We start from the raw sequence: 23,095 nt of genomic DNA on the forward strand, positions 1-23,095 counted from the left end.
AAACGTCCTCCTCTTTGCGAGTGAAATCCCTGTTAATGGATGCACCCCAACTATCCCTGAAAGGAAGACAGTATGAATGCCAGATTCACCCTCACTCCTCTGCCCATTTTGTTGCAGCAACAGGACTGCTTACTCACTGACACGGCGTGGATCAATCAGATTTCTCAGCATGCGGCTGGCAATGAACCCGTAACCAAACATGCGTTGAAAAAATTTTACAACATCATTGATAAATCCTTTTTTCAGCAGCACTTTGCCGCGGCCCGTCACAGCAAGGAGTTTTACGCTGTCTTGACCACGATTTATTTGCTCAGCCAGCAATATAAATCCTGGCATCTGAACTTTATCGATCTTGAAATGGCACCGGCTTCGGTTAAAGAGTCTCTCAGCGCATGGGATTTTTTTGATGCCACACGTCACAATACGCAGGATGGCAGACCTGGCGGGTCGGAAAATGGTCGCGAAAAAATCGATTTTTATCTGGCCTTTACCCAGTTTCTTAACAGTCAGAATGATGAACATGCGCAGGTAGAGCAGCTTACCTTCGACCTGGACTATTTCGCGGCGGAATTTATGCGGGTGGTACCCAGAATCAGCCATGATTATTTCAATCCTGCGACCCGGCTGGATGCGGGGCTGGCTGAAGCAGCAGAGCAGTTGGTGCAGCTGGCAGAGCAAACAAAAGTCAGGGTGTTAAAGGGTGTTGCTTTTGATAGCGAGTCATCAGGGCCGTCCATGTTTGCCGCGCTGGCAAAGAATGCCTGCCTGCATGAGTGTATTAATCACAGCAATTACCATATTAAATCATCGCAAACTGTACCGGTTGCTCTGGATGCTTTTATTGCTGCGCATTTCAATCATCTTTTATCTTACTCATGCCGCAGAGCGGGCATTGACGATATTGCGTCGCTTTTTAACGGCAGCAGCAGGCCGGACAATCTGCATAAAGCAGTCACAATCTGTCTGATGCTACATGCCATTGACAGACCGGCAGGCAATATCTTCCAGACCTTCCGCGCCCTGCAACTGCCGTTTGAGCAGAACACCATGGCTGCCATTTTACTTTTCCATCGTGAACATAAAATTGAGGTTAAACGGATAGATCGTGGCGCGACCGCCAAAGCATGGAGTCTGTGGTCAGAGTTGGTCAGATTTGTCGACAGGATCCCCGATTGCGCGGATGAACGGGCGCTTTTCACCGAGGTAGAGCAGCAAATGATATTGCTCGCACCGGAGCTGCTGAAATATCTCTGTTCATTTTTTTCAGCGGTGACCAGCCTTCCCGACAATCCGGCAGATCGCGGGGATTGCCTGGAAAGTTATTTCAAAGCCAGAACCATTAAATGGATGACGCACAAGGCTATTTATCGTTCTGCCATCAATATGTCTTTTAAGCAGCACCAAGTGTGGAATCGCGCTTTGTGCCTGCAACTCAAAAAAATCGTTGCCAGTAAAAAACGGCGACTTGAGGCAAAAGCTGCGGAGGTGGGCGATGTGTGATGCGCTTATTTGCCGGATCTGCCGCGGTGAGGGCACTGCGGAGTTTGCCTGTGAAAATTGTGCCGGTACAGGACGCGAACCCACAGATGAGAATGCTTTTGGACAGTGTCACACCTGTTATGGCGATGGCGTGGCGGAACAAATCTGTTTCAGATGCTCAGGGAGCGGTATAGAGGAGTAAACATTCATGGTGCACTGATAACTGCACATCACCCAGCCTGAAAAGGCTGGGCGTTCAATCGATTTATCCACTCCGTTTTTCAGACAGTGGCGTCGGCCTGCGCCACTGCGCTTCCAGTTCCTCCAGCGTTCTGCCTTTCGTCTCCGGCACATACTTCCACATAAACAACGCTGCCAGCAGGGCCATTACGCCATACATCCAGTAAGCAAAACCGTTGTTGAAATGGGCGTTCAGGTAGCTGTTCTTGTCCATCATCGGGAAGGTCCAGGAAACCAGATAGTTGGCGATCCATTGCGCTGCCACCGCAACCGACATTGCTTTACTGCGGATACGGTTAGGAAAAATTTCTGCCAGCAACACCCAGCATACCGGCCCCCAGGAGATGGCAAAGGCGGCAACGTAAAACAGCATCGCTGCCAGCGCCACCGTTGGCGGCAGCTTGCTGTAAAAGGCGCTTCCCAGCGTGAACATCCCCACAGCCATCCCCAGCGCGCCAATAATCTGTAGTGGTTTACGGCCAAATTTATCCACGGTAGCAATAGCGATGGTGGTAAAGAGAAGATTGATCACGCCAACGATAATGGTCTGTAATAAAGCCACATCGGTGCTGGAACCCACCGTCCGGAAGACTTCGGGCGCGTAATATAACACCACGTTGATGCCGACAAATTGCTGGAAAACAGAAAGCATTACGCCAATTACCACTATGCCAGTGCCAAATGAAAATAGCGGCGATTTTTTCTCCGGACCGGCGCTGACCGATTGCAGGATAGTCGTGAGTTCACTCATTCCCCGCAGTTTACCTGACAATTTTTCCAGCACGGCGGCCGCCTGCTGCGTCATGCCTTTTGCCGCCAGCCAGCGTGGACTGTCCGGCACGGTAAACAGCAGAATAAAAAACAGCAGCGACGGCAGCGCCGCAGAAAGAAACATATAACGCCAGCCCATCGTATTCAGCCAGCTTTCGTTACCAGACAGCGCGATACGATAATTTACGCAGTAGACCAGCAGCTGCCCCAGTATTATGGCGAACTGATTACAGGCAACCAGCCTGCCACGCATATCGGCGGGCGTAATTTCAGCGATATACATCGGTGACACCATGGACGCGAGGCCGACACCAATACCGCCAATTATCCGGTAGATAACAAATTCCGTCAGATAGCCTGACAGGTAATAAGGCACACCCTCCTGCGGATTAATCGTACGATGCCCGAATTCAGGAAAAGCAGAACCGAGAGCGGAAAAGAAGAACAGTACCGCAGCGATCAGCAGGGTTTTCTTCCGGCCAAAGCGGGCGCTGAGGGGGCCGCCACAGGCACCCCCAATGATACAGCCGATCAGCGCGCTGGCGACACAAAAGCCCAGCAAAGAATTGGCTGCGGATTCACTGAGGCCGCGAGAGCTGATAAATACCGTATCCAGCGATGAAACGGTGCCGGAAATAACGGCGGTATCATAACCAAATAATAATCCGCCTAATGTCGCTACCAGCGTCATGGCGATGATATAGCGATTATTCGCTTTCATTTCAGATATGGGTGTCATGCCAGGCCTTAATATAAACGGGTTGAGGTGCGGCGAAATAAAAAAATAGGACTGCCTTTGCCGGAAGGAAATGACAATATTTTGTTATCGGGATGGCTATTTTGCTTTTCATGATGCCTGTCACAAAGCATCAGTCATCAGCCCGGTATGCCGCAGCATAAGGCTGTGATCGCCGTCAAGGTTGGGATTTTACAGAGCCGGTTTATAAAATTTTATAATTGTCACCCCGATTCTGTTATTTGCATAGTGAGGGCGTTAATTAACCCTGTTCGCCGGTTTCATCGCTATTTATTCAAGGAGACTCACCGTGGCTGACTATTTCGAACGCATTCAGAAAATTGTCTACGAAGGCAGTGAAAGCCAGAACGATCTGGCCTTTCATTTTTATAATCCGGACGAAATCATTCTGGGTAAAAGAATGGAAGATCATCTGCGATTTGCCGCCTGCTACTGGCATACTTTCTGTTGGGCGGGCACTGACATGTTCGGCACAGGCGCATTCGAACGTCCGTGGTTTCGGGGGGGCGATGAACTGGAAATGGCCAGAGTTAAAGCTGACATTGCCTTCGAATTTTTCCACAAGTTGAACGTGCCGTTTTATTGTTTTCATGATGCCGATGTGGCCCCCCAGGGAAACTCCGTCCGTGAATATCTGCATAATTTTGCGGCGATAACCGACCTTCTCGCGGAAAAACAACAGCAGACCGGGGTAAAACTGCTGTGGGGTACCGCCAACTGCTTCACTCATCCACGCTATGGCGCCGGGGCGGCCACCAGTCCCGATCCGGAAGTTTTTGCCTGGGCCGCAACCCAGGTCAATGCCGCGATGGCGGCCACGCATACCCTCGGCGGTGAAAACTATGTGCTGTGGGGAGGGCGTGAAGGTTATGAAACCCTGCTTAATACCGATCTGAAGCGTGAGCAGATTGGTCGTTTTATGCAGATGGTGGTGGAGCATAAATATCGCACGGGTTTCAAAGGCACATTGTTAATTGAGCCTAAACCGCAGGAACCCACCAAGCATCAGTACGATTATGACGTGGCCACCGTGTATGGCTTCCTTAAACAGTTTGGTCTGGAAGGGGAGATTAAGGTTAATGTCGAAGCTAACCATGCCACGCTGGCGGGGCACTCTTTCCAGCATGAAATCGCGACCGCCACGGCGCTGGGTATTTTCGGTTCGGTGGATGCCAACCGTGGTGATCTGCAACTCGGCTGGGATACTGACCAGTTCCCCAACAGTGTTGAAGAAAACGCATTGATTATGTTTGAGATCCTTAAAGCGGGCGGGTTTACCACCGGCGGACTGAATTTTGATGCCAAAGTGCGTCGCCAGAGCACCGATCCTTATGATTTGTTCTATGGCCATATTGGGGGCATGGACGTGATGGCGCAGGGATTGCGTATTGCCGCACGACTGATGGAAGAGGGCAGGCTGGAGAAGGCTCGCGAGGCTCGCTATGCAGGCTGGAATGCCCAACTGGGCAGGGATATCCTCGCGGGAAGCCTCTCGCTGGAAGATCTTGCCAGATATACCGAAAAATCAGCGTTGTATCCTCAGCATCGTAGCGGGGAACAGGAACGTCTGGAAAATATTGTTAATCAGGCTATCTTTCGCTGACCGCTGACCGCTGACCGCTGACCGCTGACCGCTGACCGCTGACCGCTGACCTGTGGATTATCTGGCGGTGCAGATGCGCTCTCAGAGGATAGCGCCAGTAAGATGCGAGGCAGTGGCAGCCGTCAGCGCCAGAACTGAACGCCAGAGGAAATAAGGCATGTATACAGGAATCGATCTCGGCACGTCAGGTGTCAAGGCGGTATTACTGGATGAGGATAACCAGGTGGTGGCCAGCCATAGCGAAGCGCTGACCGTATCCCGTCCCCATCCACTGTGGTCGGAACAGGACCCGGAAATGTGGTGGCAGGCGACCGACAGGGCAATGCAGGCGCTGGGGCAGCAGCACTCGCTACGTGATGTACGGGCGCTGGGGCTGACCGGGCAGATGCATGGCGCGGTGCTGCTGGACAGCAGACAGACGGTTTTACGCCCGGCGATTTTGTGGAATGACGGTCGAAGCGCAGAGGCCTGCGTCACGCTGGAAGAGCGCGTGAAGGACTCACGACGCATTACCGGCAACCTGATGATGCCGGGCTTCACCGCGCCCAAATTGCTGTGGATACAGCAGCACGAACCGGAGATTTTTCGCCAGATTGACCGGGTACTGCTGCCAAAGGATTACCTGCGCTGGCGGATCAGTGGAGATTTTGTCACCGATATGTCAGATGCCGCCGGGACAATGTGGCTGGATGTGGGTAAACGTGACTGGAGTGACGCGCTGCTGGCCGCCTGCGGATTATCGCGGGAGCAGATGCCTGAACTGGCGGAAGGAAATCAGGTTACCGGAATGCTGTCACCCGCGGTGTGCGAGCGATGGGGATTACCAGCCAGCGTACCGGTGGTGGCGGGTGGTGGTGACAATGCGGCCGGGGCGATTGGTGCCGGTATCTGGCGGGAAGGACAGGCGATGCTGTCGCTGGGCACCTCCGGCGTCTGTTTTGCCGTTAGTAACGGCTTTGTCAGTAATCCCGAGCAGGCGGTCCACAGTTTCTGCCATGCATTGCCACAGACCTGGCATCTGATGTCGGTGATGCTTAGCGCAGCCTCCTGCCTGGACTGGGCAGCGCGGCTGACCGGACAGCGTTCGGTCTCCGATTTGCTGGCACTGGCGGAAAAAGTGGAGCTTAACGAACGTTCTCCCTGCTTTTTACCCTATCTTTCCGGTGAACGGACGCCACATAATAATCCCCATGCTACCGGGTTATTCTGGGGCTTTACCCATCAGCATGGACCGCAGGATTTGGCGATGGCGGTGCTGGAAGGTGTCAGTATGGGGCTGGCGGAAGGCATGGCGGTATTACAGGCCAGCGGGGTCAGGCCCTCTTCAGTTACCCTGCTTGGCGGCGGGGCGCGCAGCCATTTCTGGCGTCAACTGCTGGCCGATATCAGTGGCATAACGCTGGACTATCGCACCGGTGGTGAAGTCGGGCCAGCTCTGGGTGCTGCACGACTGGCGCGAATGAGCTGCTTTCCGGGCGTTTCACCGCAAGAGTTGTTGCCGGAGCTGCCGCTGGAAGCCCATTATCATCCGGTCGCTGACCGCCATGCATTTTATCGCCTGCGACAGCAGCGTTTCAGTCAGCTTTATCAGCAAACGGTGAGTATTAAGTAGTGGCCTGCCTCCTCTGTCTGCGCAGGGGAGGTGCCATTCGTTCTCAAGCCGCTCTTTTAGCGGTTCTTCGATCCTCCTCGCATCTTTGCAGTGAAATCCGTTGTTTCAGCCATTTTCCCGTTTTTACCTGATTCTCGCGGCAGTAATCTGTTTCGTCATGACAGTCGGCCATTTTCAGGAAAACAGAATGAACAGTGATCACGATTTCTCCTCTCAGGCGAGGATCTCGTTGCTTTTCAATGCCAACAAGGCTTATGACCGGCAAATTATTGCGGGGATCGGGGAGTTTTATCATGCGTCCCAGTGTGACTGGGATATCGATGTTGAGGAGGATTTCAGTGTTCACCCTTTTCACCACAGTATTCTCAAAAGCAACGGTATCATTGCGGATTTTGACGACCTGTCTCTTGCCCGCCAGCTGACTCAGATCGCCGTGCCGGTCGTGGGGGTGGGCGGCTCGTATCACAATCCGCAGGATTATCCGCCGGTGCACTATGTGGCAACCGATAATGACGCGCTGGTGGCGGCAGCCTTGACGCATCTGACGGAAAAAGGCATTGAGCGTTTTGCTTTTTATGGTTTGCCTGCGGTGGCGGGCAAGCGCTGGGCGCAGGAGCGGGCCGCAGCCTTTACGCGGCAGACTCAGGCGCTCGCCTCTCCCGGGGTGGTTTTTGAAGGGATGATCACCGACGGAGATACCTGGGGATCTGCCCGACAGCGGTTAGCGGAATGGCTTACGGGTTTACCTGAGCACACCGGCATTATTGCGGTCACGGATGCCCGCGCCCGGCATGTGTTGCAGACCTGTGAATACTGTGGTATCGCCGTGCCGGAACGCCTCTGTGTTATCGGCATTGATAATGAAGAGCTGACCGGCCATCTGTCACGGATTTCGCTTTCATCGGTGGTACAGGGAACGCGCAGAATGGGTTTTGAGGCGGCAAAATTACTGGATGACCTGCTGTCAGCACGTCATATCCCCTGTGGTCAGGTAGTGGTGAAACCGGAAGGCGTGATTACCCGGCAGTCTACTGACTACCGCCCCCTGGCGGATGCGATGGTGGTCAGAGCAATGGGATATATTCGAAAGAATGCCTGTCGGGGGATTTCGGTCGGGCACGTGCTGGCAAAGCTGGGTACTTCACGCTCAAATCTCGACAAAAAATTTATCGCTGAAATGGGCCGCACGGTGCATAAGGTTATTCAGGATGAAAAATTGTCCAGAGCGAAAGAGTTGCTGGAAACCACCAGTCTGCCGGTGGTAGAAATCAGCAGGCTGTGTGGTTACAACACGCCACAATATTTTTGCGCCATCTTTCAGCAGGCACTGGCGGTGACACCGGTGAAATATCGCGCACGCTGACGGGGATTACGCCTTTTCAAATGACTTGCTATGTTTTGGCGGATCGCGCGCATCAGCCGTTGCTGGCTGCTGTGGGGAGTCCCTCTCTCAGACTCTGCATTCACCCCGCCACAATCTCGATCAGATTACCATCCGGGTCGTTAATTACCGCTTCATAGTAGCCATCGCCGGTCCATCTGGGTTTCCCGGCCAGTATCCCCTGCCGATTTGCCTGCTCTGCTAACCGTTGACGTTGTCTTTGCTGCCAATGGCGAGAGCAATATGGACCCAACCGCTACGATTATTTTCCTCGTCACTCTGCACCAGACCGGGTTTGGCCATCAGCTCGATGGTCGCTCCCTGTTCAAGGGTGATGAAATAAGATTCAAAGCCAGGATTGTTGCTACTGACATATTTTTCGCCGCAACTGGCGGAAAAAAAGTGGTCCAGAAGCGGACCTGACGTTCCAGATTGGCGGTCCATAGCGCAACATGCGTGATATGCATCATTCCTCCTCACGGGCATTAATCAGGTTTCTGATACCGAATGCCAGGCAGGCAGCGAGCACCACCAGCCCGGTGACAAAGATAAAGCCGTGGGCGATGGAGCTGTGATGGGCGATATAGCCAATCACTGCCGGACCGGCTAACACGCCGATATACCCCAGCGTGGTAACGGCAGGGACGGCAACCATCTGCGGCATACTTTTCTGTTTACCAATCTGCGAGAACATCACCGGCACAACGTTGGCGCATCCGGCTCCGGTTAACAGATAGCCTGCCAGTACCATCCAGAGGCGATCGCCATTGATTACCAGCAAAAATCCGGCAATGGCCGTCGCGCTTCCTGCCATCACCACCTTCAGAGCGCCATATCTGGCAATAATCCTGTCTCCGCTCAGTCTTCCGGCGGTCATTGCGGTAGCAAAGGCGGCAAAACCGAGTCCACCCAGCGTGTCAGGGACGTTGCGACTCTCCACCAGATACAGCGCACTCCAGTCAAGCACCGTGCCTTCTGCCATAAAAAAAATAAAACAGATCATGCCCAAAACCAGAACGGTGCCTTTCGGGATAGCAAATGCGGGGCCTTCTGATGGATTAGCGTAGGGCAGCAGGCCTTTGTAACTGAGTACCAGCAGAATAATGACCATGCAGGCAATCACCAGCGTGGCGTTAGCAACATTTAGTCCCAGTGCCATTAAGCCTGTCATCGCGCCAGCACCCGCGATCCCCCCGACGCTGAACATGCCATGAAAGCCAGACATCACTGGTTTTGTTGCTAATTTTTCCACCAGGATGGCCTGCACATTCATCGTACAGTCGGTGATGCCAACACCCACCCCGAAGACCAGCAGACTGAGCGCCAGCAGCATCGGGCTGTTGACGACAGCCAGCAGAGGAAGGGAGACGATAATAATGACGGCGGCGACAGCGATCACTTTTCTGCAACCAAATCGTGTGGTCAGGGTGCCGGTCAGGGGCATGGCGATGATAGCGCCACCCCCAAGGCAAAGTAGCAGGCTACCCAGCAGGGCCTCGTTGACGCCGGTATTCATTTTGGCAAAGGGAACGATCACCGCCCATGCCGCCGTCACGATACCCGCAATAAAAAAGACAATGCGTGTTGACAATCTCTCATTCATTTTAATACCCGAAAAAAAGTGAAACCCATGCGTTAACAAAGCGAAACAGATGCAGGGATGATGATTGATTATGGCTTTTCTTGCAACATCAATGTCTTATTCAGATTTATTGTGCTCGATTATGCTCGCTTAACGCTCAGATGTGGCATAACTGAATATCAGCGATTGAAAGAGCAATGATAATGAGGCTCAGAACGAAACCTGCGCAGCCCTGACCTCAACATCGCAGTAATTGATATACGCTGATTGATGAACACAACAGGGCTGCCAGCGGCGGCGTTGATCTTACAACCTGACGGAGGCAGACAAGATGATCAGTCATCTCGACCATCTGGTTTTAACCACTCATGACGTTGACGCGTGCGTCGATTTTTACACCCGAATACTGGGATTTCAGCTGGAAACTTTTCATCAGACCAGACTGGCGCTGAAATTTGGCGAGCAGAAAATCAACATCCATGAATATGGTAAAGAAATTGAACCAAAGGCTCATTTGCCGGTGCCTGGTTCGCTGGATCTCTGCTTTATCACCACTGAAGCCATTGAGGAAGTGAAAGCAAAATTTGAAGTTCAGAGGGTGACAATACTGGAAGGGCCGGTAACAAGAACCGGCGCGAGAGGCAGCATTATTTCGCTTTATGTTCGCGATCCCGACCTGAATCTGATTGAGATTGCCAGTTACCCGCCCACGCAGACGGAAGAACAGCACGCGTGACGTGCCGCGGAATCAGCACTTTTAAGGCGGATTCCGCGCGTTAAAAGTTGTACGCAACAGATCTCATTCGTTCTGCCATTTTCTGCTGGCCAGAAAATGGCAATGACCGGGTGTCCTTACGTTCAGCGCTTAACTTCAGAGCATTTTCTTACATCGACAGCAGACCAGAAACAGACTGGGCAGAGCAAAAGCCAGGGTAAAAATAGATTATTAACTCTGTACAACTATCTCCTGAGGACACTAATGGAAAATTCAGGCAGTGACATTTTTCTAAAACAAATGACCAGATAACAGATATTTCACGAAACAAAGAACTGACTTTCCTTGCTGTTTTCTGGAATTAAAGATCTGTTGCTTTTTTTGTTGAGATGTTAAATATAAGTATTGTTTTTGTTTGACATCGTCGTTTCAGGAAGCTGATAATAACAACGTAAAATACACTGACAAAAACGCGTAACTCTATTCTGTCGAAGAGTTAATTAACGTTCTTATGCGGGCGCGTTCTTTATTTTGGGATGGCATTTTTTTAGATAAATATAAATTACAAGTAATAAGAAAATGAGTAAACGATATCAGGAGCTGTAATTACCCTGATACGTGTTGTCATGATTATTAATTATAAGGGAATTGAGCAGATGTCGGTTAGTGCGCTAAGAAAAACAGGGAAAAGATTTATCCTGTTTGATAATTTTATTATTGTTTTTGGTTTCTATATCGTCTTTCCTATGATATCGCTCCATTTTATAAATAATCTCCACTGGAGCGGGTGGGTAGTCGGTCTGGCTTTGGGCGTCAGACAACTTCTGCAACAAAGTTTGTGCATACTTGGCGGCGATATGGCCGACAGGTTTGGTGCCAAACCAATGATTGTTGCCGGAATGCTGATGCGAACAATCAGTTTTGCAATAATGGCATATGCCAGTAATCCACTCATCCTTATCCTGGCCTGTTTCTTTTCAGCTGTTGGGGGAGCGCTATTTGATCCTCCACGCACTGCGGTTATTATTAAAATTACCCGGTCCCATGAGAGAGGGCGATTTTTTTCAATACTGATGATTCAGGACACCGTTGGAACTGTACTGGGTGTATTAGTTGGCAGTTGGCTGGTTAATTATGATTTCAGCTCACTTTGCTGGGCTGCAAGCGCCTTATTTTTTCTGGCCGCTGTTTCAAACTATTATATTTTACCTGACTTCAGGACTTCCACGGTCGGTAATAGCGTAACACAGGGAATATCAGTCGTCTTACGAGACAGAAAGTTTGTTATATGGGTGATCACCCTGGCCGGATATTATGTCCTCAGCGTACAGGTGCTTATGATGTTGCCTGTAGTATTGTACGATATTGCCAAAAGTACTCACCTGGTAACAGGAATGTACGCCATTGAAAGTATTCTGTCGGTCACGGTACTTTATCCTGTAGTGGTATGGAGTGAAAAAAGATTCAGTCTGCCAGCCAGAATCACCTTTGGTCTTATAATGATGATTGCAGGGCTGACATTCATCGGATTCATTCAGCGTACAGAAATATTATTAATGAGCATTACCCTGTTTTATATGGGGTCAATTATTGTCGAACCCGCACGTGAAACGCTCAATGCCCTGCTGGCTAACCATAATGCTCGTAGTAGCTATCTTGGATTCAGCCAGCTGGGACTCGCCTTCGGCGGACTTATAGGCTACTGCGGCGGTGGGAGTTTATACGATTTAGGCAAGCAGATGGGGGCGACTGAACTGCCGTGGCTACTGCTTGGCGCAATTGGGGTGGTGACTACTGCAAGCCTGTATTTTCAGTTTTTTAATCAGGGAAATATAAAAGTTAAAGCAGAAACGAACAATTAAATAATCGAGAACAGATCATGAATTTAAAAAATAAGGTAGCTATTGTTACAGGGGGAAGTCATGGCATTGGTGAAGCTATTGTCAAAAGATTTTCTTCTGCTGGTGCAAATGTTCTATTTACTTATAAAAATTCAAAAGAAAAAGCAGAAGAGATAATTGCAGGTTCATTACAGGAACATGGAAAAATAGTCGCTATGCAATGTGACATGTCTGATGTGTCATGCTGCAATGATATTATTGAAAGATGTATTGATGAGTTTGGTAATACAGATATCCTGGTTAATAATGTTGGAATCCTGACCAGAGATTCTTTTATGACAATAAATGAGGATGACTATGACAGGGTCCTCAATACTACCCTGAAGGTCCCTTTCTTTTTAACACAATCAGTTGCGCGCAGAATGATAACCGAAGAGACCAGAGGAAGTATAATTAACATCTCTTCGCTGAGCGCCTGGATTTGCCGAAGTCGGGTTGCGCATTATCAGATCGCCAAAGCAGGGATGGAAAATCTTACCAAAAGTGCTGCGTTTGAACTGGCTGAATATGGCATCAGGGTTAATGGTATTTGCCCGGGTTTAACCGCAACCAATGCTAATCGCGAACAGTGGGAGAGCCAACCGGTATTATGGAAAAACAGGGCTGAAAATATCCCATTGGGCCGAACGGGTATACCTCAGGATCATGCTGGTGCAGCACTGTTCTTAGCATCAGATGAGGCTGCATGGGTTACCGGCACCACGATAACGATTGATGGTGGGATGGCACTTTATTAAAGCAATCAGGATAGTGCTGGTGAGCAGCCGATATAAGAAATAATTCACTGTCTTATTTTTCCTGAATGAAAAAATATAATTTGAAGGAGAGCATCTGTGGCGCAAATTAGCTGGTTGTGCGGACCTGCAACAAAAGAAAATCTCAACAGTAAAGCGCAGGAATTTGGCGCGGATATGACTATTATGGATCTTGAAGATGGTCTGGCACGCACTCATAAGCATGATGGAAGATTACGTGTATTAGAAGAATTAAAAAAAGGCAGGATGGCAAATACAGCGGTACGAATAAATAATTTATCTGATGAGCAGGGTTTGCTGGATTTGCACTTTTTTTCTCATCACAAAGTTGCGCCTGATTACATAATTATTCCAAAGTTCAGCCAGTTGCGTGATTGTGAAATCGTGAAGGAGATTTTATCTCCTTTTCAGGCAAACCTGAAAATAATTCCGGTTATTGAATCGATAAAGGGATTCAGATTTTTACGTAACGCAACCAGTATGCCAGATTATATTTCATCATTTCATTTTGGTTCTGCTGATTTTTCTGTTGACATGGGATTTGATCCCAAAAAAAATAAATTATCAAAATATAAAGAAGAGTTGAGCTTTTTGTGTCACGAACTGAATATACCCGTTATTGATTCGCCTTATTTCAATATCAACGATCTGGCGGGATTAAGAGATGACTGCTTCGTTGCCCGCGAACTCGGTTTTTATGGGAAGATTGCTATTCATCCACAACAAATTGATGTGATTAATAACATATTCAAAAATACAAGAGAAGATGTCAGGCTGGCACACGAAGTCATTGAACGTCATGGTGATAAAAATATTGTCAAACATAACGGTGAAATGACAGGTCCCCCATTTATCAAGTTTGCACAGAAAGTTATCGACTCAGAATTTGACAAAGGTTATATAAAATGAATAAAGATAAAGTCCTGTCGCGTTTAATTTATAAAGGCAATAACCGTTACGAAGAAAGTCATGGTTTATGGTATGAGGATTTTATACCAGGCGAAATTTATATGCATAAACCAGGAAGAACAGTGACGGAGGCCGATAATATCTGGCAGTCATTGATCAATCTTAATAACCATCCCTTACACATCGACAATGAATATGCCAAAAACACCGAATTTGGCAAGTCGTTGGTATCAAGTCTGGTGACCTTTGGCATCGTCGGGGGGTTGAGTCTGGCCGGTACAAGTGCCAGAGGCATTGCCAATCTTGGCTGGGATAAAGTGAGGTTCGTACATCCTGTATATGTTGGCGACACGCTTTAAGCAGAAACTGAAGTTATTTCCCGGCGTGAATCAACATCACGTCCTGGCCAGGGAATCGTGACGGTTGAGACGCGTGGTTTAGTCAATAAAGATACCGTTTTTATGACGGCGATTCGTAGCTTCCTGATACCCATGCAAAACGCAAAATGAATAATATTCCTTTTATCAGCGCTGACGAGATAAGAAAAAAACTGACAGTGTCTCGGGCAATTGCGGTCATGCAGCAGGCATTAGTTTCTCAGGTACAAAAGGAAAGTCATTGCCCTGTGCGAACACTTATCCGGCAAAATAATCCTCTGGCAGTTTTTGGCAGTATGCCCGGTTTGTATACGGACAAAAAAATATTTGTGAACTAAATTGCCACTTTTGTCGAACACAATGACCCGACACAACCTTTAGTGAACTGCATTGTGGTGGTTTTTGATGCCGGAACAGGAAAACCTTTAGCACTGATCGAGGGGGGGAACTTACCCAGTTAAAATGTGCTGCCGTTGTGGGTGCGGTTACCGCAAAATGTGCATCGTCGGTAGCCAGAAAACTTGCGCTTGCAGGTGCCGGCAACCTGGCAAGGCAACAACTTTTAGCGGTGTTGGCGGTTCGTGATATCAGGCAGGTTAATCTCTATAATCGCAGTGATAAACGGGTCAGACAACTTGCAGAATATATTTCCTGCGAGTGGCCAGAAATTGATGTTGTGATTTCAAAAAGCGCTGATGATGCGGTTAATGATGCAGATATTATCTGTAGCGCAACAGGTTCTTTTACGCCGATATTCAGCACAAATAACATCAAAGAAAATGTTCATATGAATATTATGGGTGCGCATACACCGCTTGCCAGAGAAGTTCCACAACAATGGATTAAAGAGAGTTTTGTTATTGTAGAAGATCGCGAGACAGCAATTAAAGAAGCCGGTTCGCTACATGAAAATGCCATTGATTTATTCGAATTAGCTAAAAAAGACCAAAGTTCATTAATGAACAGGAAAACGCTTTTTAGCTCTACCGGGCATATTATGATGGATATGATTCTGACAGGCGAAATATTATCTCAATTTGGTATTGTGGAGTGATTATTAATGAATAAGCAAGTCCTGAATAAACTGGTGGATAATGCACGTAAAAACACTATTTTCTATCAGCAACTTTATAAACATGCCCCTGCGGTGATCTTTGATCTTAAAGAGCTGCCAATTGCAACGCATGAAAAGATTATGTCTGTCGCTCATGATCCGCACCGAGTATCAGAGATATTTAGCGTACACGATGCCTTTGGCATGTTCTCTTACTCCTCTTCAACCACCGGCAAGCCAAAGACTGCGCTGTTCGGCCGGGATGACTGGCGTAAAACCAATGAAATTCTGGCAATGAAACACACCGCGAACCAGGTTATTTGTGCCGGTGACGTGGTCTGTAATCTTTCAGAGCCTGGCAGTGCCTCTTTTATGGCAGTACACGATATTATTAATCTGAGTTCCGCTCCCTGCTCAGAAATTCCGCTGGGCTGTGACCACAGCTATGAGCGTATTGTCGAAGCCTGTCAGCAGTTTAAAGCAAATGTAATTTCAGGCATCAATTCCACAGCACTGGGTATTGCTTGCTATCTGTATAAAAATAATCAAACGATGCCACAAATCAGAAAAATTTGGGGTGGTGGTGAACTGCTTTATGGCGCGCAGCAAGAGTTGTTAAAACGGAGCTTCCCGCAAGCAACCCTGATTCCTTTTATGTATGGTACGACGGAGGCGGGTGCCATTGGCTTCAGTAAGCCGGGTTATCAGCAAAATGTTTACAACACTATTGATGAATCCGTGGTGATTGAAAACATTGATATCAATACCGGAGAGGAAATTGTTGAATGTGGCGTGATGGGCGTTGCCGTTGTAACAAATAAATTGCGTACCTCAGCCCCGGCCATTCGTCTGGATACCGGCGATTTTATGCAGTGGATCGATCCGCCGGGAACACCAGAAAGGCTTTTCTCTATTCACGGTCGTCGCTATCCACGACACTGGACTTTTAAAGATATCCGTTTTACCGAAACAGATGTCTCAGCATTGCTGAAAGAGTTTGAAAAAGAGCTGGAGATAACAAAGTTTCAAATCCAATTACACGCTGGCGAGATTAACTTAATTTTATCGCTGCTTGATGAAAGTCTGTCTGCTGAAGATATTAAAGACAGAGCCAGTCAGATCCTCATAAACAGTGAAAATCCTGTTGCTCACTGTTTAACTGATAATAATTATTCACTGCACAGGGTGGGCATTGATTACTTAATCAATTCAAGTAAGCGTAAATCAAAATTGATCGTTGAGGGTGAATTAGTATGTTGACATCCAGTGAGTCTGAATTATGGCATCGATCGCTGTGTGATGTTGCTCATAAATTAGAGATAGTCGATCCTGGTGAGAATGTTGTTATTGGTGGCTTACCCATGGCTGAAGAGGAGCTATCAGAAGCAGCCAGTAAAACCAGCGCTGTTTTAAGGCTTTTGTCCGACATCTATATTCATGACTTTGATCGTGATACCAAAAAAATGGCGTTGGCGCTGGGTTTTTCTGAGCAGTCGGCACAGATTTTAACTATGTTCACTGAGCAGATTACTCATGAGGTTTTCGCACGCAGCGATCTCATTTACTCTGACAAGCAGTGGCAACTGGTTGAACTGAATATCGGAACGACCGTAGGGGGAATTTTTTATGCCTCACTTCCCCGACTCAGTGGGCAATCACAAGCTTATGATACCCTGAAATTTTGGGCTAAATACTCTGCTGAATATTTTAATTTTGATGGAAATATCGTCTTTATTGAAGATGAAGCACATCTTGAACATATGAAGCTTTCACTTCATGTGATGGTAGATGAGTTAAAGCAGTTTGTACCCTGTAAAGATATTTCGGTTATTGGCCACAAAGATGTTCACTGGGATGGCAAATCATTGTATACCGCAGAGGGCGCGAAAATTGATGTGGTGTACAGATTTTTCGACGAGCGGGATGTCCGGGATCGCTACGATGAATATCAACCTGTTATGCAGGCAATTGCCAGTGGCGCTGTTCGTTGTCCGATGAGTCCAAAATATAATGTATTAAGTAATAAAGGCATTCTGGCATTGCTCTGGGAAAAAGCCCTGGCCGGTAGTCTTTCTTCTGAAGATACAACGCTGGTCAGGAGCTTCATCCCTTACACTTTTTGGCTGACCAGTGAAAGCTATGATGCGGTACTTGCACAAAAGGAGAGTCTCGTTATCAAGCCGATAGATGGTAATTGTGGTTTTGATGTATATGTCGGCCCGGATATGAGCGAACAGGAATGGAAGGATGTTGTCACCGAAGTGATAAATAAATTACATCCTAAATCCTATGTCGCTCAGCGTTACGCCGCGCCCCCACTGATGAATGTGACATTAGCGCATCCTGATGGTGGATTATCAAACGAACTACAGAAAATTATCTGGGGCATTTTCGTCTTCGGCAATAAAAATCTTGGCGGATTTATCAGAGCAAAAAATAATGCGGGCTCCAACGTTATTAATCATGCAAATGGTGCAAATATCGGGCCGTTACCCTGTTGTCAGTGGATGACTCACCCGACTGATTGAGTCAAATCGTTCTTTTCTGAACCAGTGAAAATAATTTCCTGGAGCACCGTTTTTATCTGAATGGAGAATATGATGAATATCAAAGTTGACAGAATTAAATTGCCAGAGAAAAAAGTTTTTGATGAAGAGGTACTGCATAGTTTACGGCCTGTGGTCATCACGAATTTATTTGAAGGTGAAGCAATCAGAGAAATTAATACTCGTGAAAAAGTCATCGAGCATTTTGGTGAAATGGCTGTTGGTATCCAGAACGAGTACGGCGAAGCGTATCGCAAGCAGGCCGAAAACAGCACAAGTTCGCCGGGCAGTGCCTCAGGAAACCAGACGCTGACCGTCGCACAATATTTAAAGTTTCTGGAGACGAACCCGGACACGAAGATGATGTGTATCGAGTTTGCCAGCCCGGAAGAACTTAAAGCCACCTATCAGATACCTGAAGTCTGTCATGCAGAAAAAGGTGAAAGCAGTAAATTTGTCAATCAGTGTTTTATTGGCAACAAAGGTAACTTTGCGCATATTCATATCGACAAAGCTGGCACGCATGGTTTTCTTTATCAGGTTTTTGGTCGCAAGCGTTTTATTACCTGGCCACAGTCCGCAGCGCATAAACTTGCTCCATTCACCCAAATTGCCGGCTGGAGTCTGGAAAACTTTACTGATGAAGATCGTAAGGCATTTCTTGACTTCACCGGTGGATGCGAAGTCATTCTGGAAGCGGGCGAATGTATGTATGTCCCTGCGTTAAGCTGGCATTACGTTGATTACATTGAAGACAGTATGTCTGTCAGTCTTCGTTTCCGCCGTTCTGATTATATTACCCGGCTGGCAAATATCTGTTTCCCCGATCTTTACTATCAGGGAATTGGCTATAAGTTTTCTCACCCTGAAGATGCAAAGAAAAATGAGCCTCTGCTGCACAAGCTTGAAGCCCAATGGGATAAATTTTATGAGGATGGCGTTCAGAAGGTCAACGATGCCCGGGCACTGGCAAAAGACATTTATCAGCAACTGTATCCTTCAGCGCCGCAAAAAAGCTACTTCCTGGATTACCAGGAATTTATGCCGCCGCTGTTGCCTGAGTTTCTCGATGCTAATAATCCGCTGCGGCCGAAGCATAATTAAAAAGGAAATTAACCTTGAGACAGTTTGCTAATGTTCAGAAAATGATCGAGTTAAGTATGCCATCCTGGCGTGAAGCCCGGAGTAAAGGACTTACTGATATCAGAACCACCGGTTTTAGCGGGAATAAACTCAGTACCGCGGAAGGACATCAGTTTATTAATATGATCTCCTGCTCGTATCTTGGATTAAATCGGCATCCTGACATTATTGCCGGAGTGATTTCTGCTATTCAGCAGGAAGGTGTTATGAGTACTTCAGCTTCACGTGCCCGTATTGCGCCGCAGCTGATGGATGATGTTGAAAATACCCTTGGTCAGGTTTATCAGGCTGAGGCTATTCTGACGCCGTCCTGCACCTCCAGCTCTGCGGTGGTTCTTCCGTTGCTGGCATCAGGCACTTTTACTGACGGTAAAAGGCCCGTGATGGTTTTTGATAAGAACTGCCATTTTTCGATGAATGTGCTGAAGGCGGCCTGTGGCGATGAAACAACTGTTCATACCGCGCCGCACAATGACCTCGATTATATCGAACAATTATGTAAAGAGAATGAGGTTGTTGCTTATATTGCCGATGGCGCTTACAGCATGGGCGGCAACGCGCCGGTGAAAGAGCTGGTCGCGCTGCAACAACAGTACGGACTCTTTTTATATTTCGATGATTCCCATGCTTTGTCGGTTTATGGTGAACGCGGGTGCGGCTTTGCACGTTCTCAGCTTGATACGCTGGGAGAAAGAACCATCATCGTCGGTTCTCTGGCGAAAGCATTTGGGGCGACAGGCGGCATTATTCTCTTTGGTAACCCGGCGTGGCGCGAGATTTTTAACTATTGCGGTGGGCCGCTTGGCTGGTCGCAAATGATTAACGCGGCAGGCCTGGGAGCGGTCTATGCATCGGCAAAAATTCACCTTTCGCCTGAACTTCCGGCCCTGCAAAATAAGCTGTCTCAGATGATGGCGTTTTTTGATAAAACCATTCCGACGGTAAATGCGGGAAATGGATTACCAATAAGAATTATCAACCTGGAGAGTACCGGGCATGCAATTAATGTCGCTCAGTATATCTACCAACATGGTTTTTATACTTCTGCGGTATTTTTTCCCATCGTGGCAAAAGGAAAGTCCGGATTGAGAATTATGGGACGAGCAGATATGGAGCAGCAAGACATTCGTAACTTCTGCAATATTCTTGAGCAGGCTATTCACCGCTACGGTTCGTGAGGAAGAAATGAAATTTATTAAAGTTGCAGACAATCAGTTTGATGATGATGTACTTAGCGATACGTTAGATATTATTAACAACAAGGCGCGCTGGGAATTTGGTTCCCTTTCTGACCGTGAAGGTTTTTCCTATGGCCACTGGGAGCAGACGCTGCTGCATGTGAATCCACGAAATCAGGATGACAAGCAGCACCTTTTACAACAAAATCCTGACTTTGCGCCAATTGATAAAATATGGGAAGTACTGGAAGCCAACTGGCTGCCAGGTCATAAACTTGTCCGGTGTTATGTCAATGCCCACACCTATGGCATAGAGGGTTATCCTCATACTGACAGTCGTACGCCGGGCCATTTTACAACCTTGATCTATTTAAACCAGGACTGGTGTCCTGAGTGGGCGGGTGAGACCGTTTTCTTTGACCATGCGGGTGATATTATCCATTCTGTTTTACCTTCTTATGGAAGAATGGCGATATTTGATGGTTTGATTCCCCATGCTGCGCGTTCAGTCAGTCGCCGCTGCCCTGAATTACGCCAGACTCTGGTGCTCAAAAGCTTTTTAAAGCCACAAGAGTCTGAGCTGGAAATTGCCGCGCGGAAACTGATTGATTCCTGTAATAACAGTGAGCCTAATACCTACGGTTATAAAATAGCCGATCACAGTCTGGGCCTGTATACGATCCTCAAAAATAATGATGCTAATCAGCAAGTGCTTTCAGCATCTTTATTTTATTTGCTCTATTTATATAAAATGTCTAATGGTGAGGATATTTCATCGTTACGACAGGATGTCCGGAACATTGTCAATGAGGAAAATGAAGCCTTTGTTTACAGCGTTGCTTCTTTTTATTACTCAGAGGGTGAATCGAAGAATAATAATTCGATTGCCGAACTGACTTCTTCACCACCTAAAATGTGTCATGGGCTGCATTCTGCTCATCCGATGTTTTCAGCGATCGCCTTACTGGAAATTGGTATCGCCATTTACACCAATACACTCTACAAAGACAAAGCGCTGTGTAAACTTGCGCGCGAATTGGGTTATCTGGCGGATTGACTGGTATGTTAATCAGCAAATAAAGGCATTTTCCTGAGCGGGATTGCTATGGTGAGTGCACCTGAGTCAGGTATGTTAGCTGGCTTTGGGCACTCTCCGGTTAAATGTCTGCACTAAAAGGACCAGTGAGGCGGACAGTTCCATGGAGGATTATTACGCTGCCAGCAGCAACCTTAATGAAACTGACTTCGCCTTTAATTCATTTTTTCACTATTATTATCTTCTTTTGTTTATTTTATGACCTGTTGTCTGAGGTGGAATGGCCCTCGTAAACCAGCGCGCTGAATGCCTTTTTCAGAACGATTTCATCTGCATTTCAGGTGCGATTCCATATACATTGGCTGAATAGTTGGATATAATTTTAATAATAAAAATTGCTATGGAAAACCTGAAAAGGGGTTATTTACATTTATGAAATCATACGTCACCACGCCGATATACTACGTAAATGATAAACCGCATATGGGGCATGCCTATGCGACCATTCATGCCGACGTAGTGACGCGCATAAAAAAAATGGCTGGCTGTCATACTTTTTTGCTGACAGGTGCAGATGAGCACGGTGAAAAAATAGCGAAAGCAGCAACTGCACGTGGAATAACCAATGAAGAGTTTGTCCGGCAGAATGCAGAGCATTTTATTTTAGCGTGGGAAAAATTAAATGTTGATTATTCATTTTTTGTAAGAACATCCTCGACGTTTCATCGGGAATTTGTACAAAACGCACTACAGAAGCTGTACGACGCGGGGGATATTTATTCCGCTGAATATGAAGGCCTTTATTCCGTTGGGCAGGAACGTTTCGTTACTGAGAAAGAGCTGGTCAATGGAAAAATACCGGAAGACAAAGATCCACCGGTGATCTGTAAAGAAAAAAATTACTTTTTCCGCATGTCAAAATACCAGGACTGGATCAAAAGTTACCTGCATGAACATCCGGATCTTATCTCGCCATCCCAGTACACGAATGAAGTCATGCAAATGTTGAATGAGGATATTGGCGATCTCAGTATTTCTCGCCCCCGCGAAAGGCTCTCATGGGGAATTGCCATTCCGTGGGATAATGAACATGTCACTTATGTCTGGTTTGATGCACTGTTAAGTTATATATCAGCACTCCATTATGCTCATCCTGATGATGCACAGGAATTCTGGCAGGAATCACAACATATTATCGGTAAAGATATTCTCAAAACACATACTCTGTTTTGGCTGAGTATGTGCAAAGCGTTGGGTTTTTCTCCTTACAAACGTCTGTTGGTTTCAGGGCATTTATTGGGCAGTGATGGCCGCAAAATGAGTAAATCACTTGGCAATGGTGTTGATCCTCTTTATGCTGCTGAAAAATACAGCTGTGATGTCTTGCGCTACACGCTAATCAAAGAGCTTCGTTTTGGTTCAGACGGCATTATCAGCGAGGCAGTTATTCAGCAGCGACTGAACAATGATTTGGCAAATGATATCGGGAATTTGCTTTCAAGAACCGTCGCAATGATCAATAAATATTGCAACGGTGTCGTCCCTGAAATGTCTGAACAGACTTTTTCACAGCATTTTTTAATCAGTAAAGCCGCTGCTACTTTTGATACCACATTGCCATTAGTCGATGAGCTTAAACTATCTATTGTTTATGAAAATGCACTTGATTTTGTGCGTGAGGCAAACAAGTTTGTTAATGACAGCCAGCCCTGGAATTTATTTAAAGATGGCCAGGCAGCGTTGTTAGAAGAGGCGCTTAGCGTACTCTTTTATTCACTTGATGTTATTTCAACATTATTTTATCCGGTCTTACCCGAAAAAATGAGCAGCATGCGCAACACTCTGGGGCTGACCACTGATCAATTACAGTGGCAGTTACCTGCTGTTACCCGTGCGGGCCATCAGGTCTCTGAACATGTAATGGCACTTTTCGAAAAAATTATCGATTAATCACCCTTGCTGCGTGGCGTAGTGACACGCAGCGTCTTTTATCTTCCAGCGGTTTTTGCTGATTTCGATCTGTTTTTACATTTATTTTCTCATCGTGCGTAACTGG

The 23,095-nt window shown here is 47.2% G+C and carries 18 protein-coding genes and 2 pseudogenes; 17 read left to right on the top strand and 3 right to left on the bottom strand.

The annotated features are described in order from the left end of the window. Positions 1-72 precede the first annotated feature (72 nt). The gene (locus tag AC3RPL_RS07000; protein WP_490739441.1) at positions 73-1,500 is read left to right on the top strand and encodes a hypothetical protein; all 1,428 of its coding nucleotides are present in this window, start codon (positions 73-75) and stop codon (positions 1,498-1,500) included. Positions 1,501-1,744: 244 nt separating this feature from the next. Here AC3RPL_RS07000 and xylE read toward each other — a convergent pair whose 3' ends face one another. Continuing rightward, the gene (xylE, locus tag AC3RPL_RS07005; RefSeq protein WP_490740649.1) at positions 1,745-3,211 is read right to left on the bottom strand and encodes a D-xylose transporter XylE; all 1,467 of its coding nucleotides are present in this window, start codon (positions 3,209-3,211) and stop codon (positions 1,745-1,747) included. Positions 3,212-3,536: 325 nt separating this feature from the next. Here xylE and xylA point away from each other — a divergent pair, with 325 nt between their 5' ends. From xylA to AC3RPL_RS07020, 3 genes are all read left to right on the top strand, one after another. Beyond that, complete coding sequence (gene xylA / locus AC3RPL_RS07010; protein ID WP_490739442.1) at positions 3,537-4,850, top strand: xylose isomerase; 1,314 nt, start codon at positions 3,537-3,539, stop codon at positions 4,848-4,850. A gap of 157 nt (positions 4,851-5,007) precedes the next feature. After that, positions 5,008-6,462 carry a xylulokinase gene (gene xylB, locus AC3RPL_RS07015; protein ID WP_490739443.1) on the top strand — a complete coding sequence of 485 codons (1,455 nt, stop codon included), beginning with the start codon at positions 5,008-5,010 and terminating at the stop codon, positions 6,460-6,462. Positions 6,463-6,649: 187 nt separating this feature from the next. Next, the gene (locus tag AC3RPL_RS07020; RefSeq protein ID WP_490739444.1) at positions 6,650-7,825 is read left to right on the top strand and encodes a XylR family transcriptional regulator; all 1,176 of its coding nucleotides are present in this window, start codon (positions 6,650-6,652) and stop codon (positions 7,823-7,825) included. 100 nt (positions 7,826-7,925) lie between these two features. Here the strand turns inward: AC3RPL_RS07020 and AC3RPL_RS07025 are convergent. Beyond that, positions 7,926-8,310: pseudogene (locus AC3RPL_RS07025) on the bottom strand (VOC family protein). After that, positions 8,310-9,446: an MFS transporter gene (locus AC3RPL_RS07030; protein ID WP_490739445.1), complete on the bottom strand. Its 1,137-nt coding sequence runs from the start codon at positions 9,444-9,446 to the stop codon at positions 8,310-8,312. Before AC3RPL_RS07030 ends, AC3RPL_RS07025 begins: the two are co-directional and overlap by 1 nt. Positions 9,447-9,756: 310 nt before the next feature. On the opposite strand from AC3RPL_RS07030, the gene AC3RPL_RS07035 reads away from it, so the two are divergent. The 13 genes and pseudogenes from AC3RPL_RS07035 (at position 9,757) to AC3RPL_RS07095 (ending at position 22,989) form a co-directional block, all read left to right on the top strand. Then, complete coding sequence (locus tag AC3RPL_RS07035) at positions 9,757-10,161, top strand: VOC family protein (RefSeq protein WP_490739446.1); 405 nt, start codon at positions 9,757-9,759, stop codon at positions 10,159-10,161. Positions 10,162-10,796: 635 nt separating this feature from the next. Beyond that, a complete protein-coding gene (mdtH, locus tag AC3RPL_RS07040; protein WP_490739447.1) occupies positions 10,797-12,002 on the top strand; it encodes a multidrug efflux MFS transporter MdtH in 1,206 nt (401 codons plus the stop codon). Between the two features lie 17 nt (positions 12,003-12,019). After that, positions 12,020-12,778 (top strand): SDR family NAD(P)-dependent oxidoreductase, encoded by a 759-nt coding sequence (locus tag AC3RPL_RS07045; RefSeq protein ID WP_490739448.1) that lies wholly within the window; start codon positions 12,020-12,022, stop codon positions 12,776-12,778. Positions 12,779-12,874: 96 nt separating this feature from the next. Beyond that, positions 12,875-13,705 (top strand): HpcH/HpaI aldolase/citrate lyase family protein, encoded by an 831-nt coding sequence (locus tag AC3RPL_RS07050; RefSeq protein WP_490739449.1) that lies wholly within the window; start codon positions 12,875-12,877, stop codon positions 13,703-13,705. Beyond that, entirely contained in the window at positions 13,702-14,064 is a 363-nt protein-coding gene (locus tag AC3RPL_RS07055; protein ID WP_490739450.1) for a MaoC family dehydratase, read from the top strand. The genes AC3RPL_RS07050 and AC3RPL_RS07055 overlap by 4 nt, the downstream gene beginning before the upstream one ends. Before the next feature lie 146 nt (positions 14,065-14,210). Next, a complete protein-coding gene (locus AC3RPL_RS07060) occupies positions 14,211-14,420 on the top strand; it encodes a hypothetical protein (protein WP_490739451.1) in 210 nt (69 codons plus the stop codon). Between the two features lie 122 nt (positions 14,421-14,542). After that, a pseudogene (locus AC3RPL_RS07065) lies at positions 14,543-15,136 on the top strand (hypothetical protein); the annotation flags it as partial. Between the two features lie 33 nt (positions 15,137-15,169). Beyond that, positions 15,170-16,396, top strand: a complete 1,227-nt coding sequence (locus AC3RPL_RS07070; RefSeq protein WP_490739452.1) for a phenylacetate--CoA ligase family protein — start codon at positions 15,170-15,172, stop codon at positions 16,394-16,396. Next, complete coding sequence (locus AC3RPL_RS07075; protein WP_490739453.1) at positions 16,390-17,664, top strand: circularly permuted type 2 ATP-grasp protein; 1,275 nt, start codon at positions 16,390-16,392, stop codon at positions 17,662-17,664. Before AC3RPL_RS07070 ends, AC3RPL_RS07075 begins: the two co-directional genes overlap by 7 nt. Positions 17,665-17,736: 72 nt before the next feature. After that, positions 17,737-18,786, top strand: a complete 1,050-nt coding sequence (locus AC3RPL_RS07080) for a cupin-like domain-containing protein (protein WP_490739454.1) — start codon at positions 17,737-17,739, stop codon at positions 18,784-18,786. A 14-nt stretch (positions 18,787-18,800) separates the two neighbouring features. After that, positions 18,801-20,003 (top strand): aminotransferase class I/II-fold pyridoxal phosphate-dependent enzyme, encoded by a 1,203-nt coding sequence (locus tag AC3RPL_RS07085; RefSeq protein ID WP_490739455.1) that lies wholly within the window; start codon positions 18,801-18,803, stop codon positions 20,001-20,003. Between the two features lie 7 nt (positions 20,004-20,010). After that, a complete protein-coding gene (locus AC3RPL_RS07090) occupies positions 20,011-21,060 on the top strand; it encodes a 2OG-Fe(II) oxygenase (protein ID WP_490739456.1) in 1,050 nt (349 codons plus the stop codon). 411 nt (positions 21,061-21,471) lie between these two features. Then, complete coding sequence (locus tag AC3RPL_RS07095; protein ID WP_490739457.1) at positions 21,472-22,989, top strand: class I tRNA ligase family protein; 1,518 nt, start codon at positions 21,472-21,474, stop codon at positions 22,987-22,989. Positions 22,990-23,095: the final 106 nt, after the last annotated feature.

Source organism: Erwinia papayae (assembly GCF_058241465.1).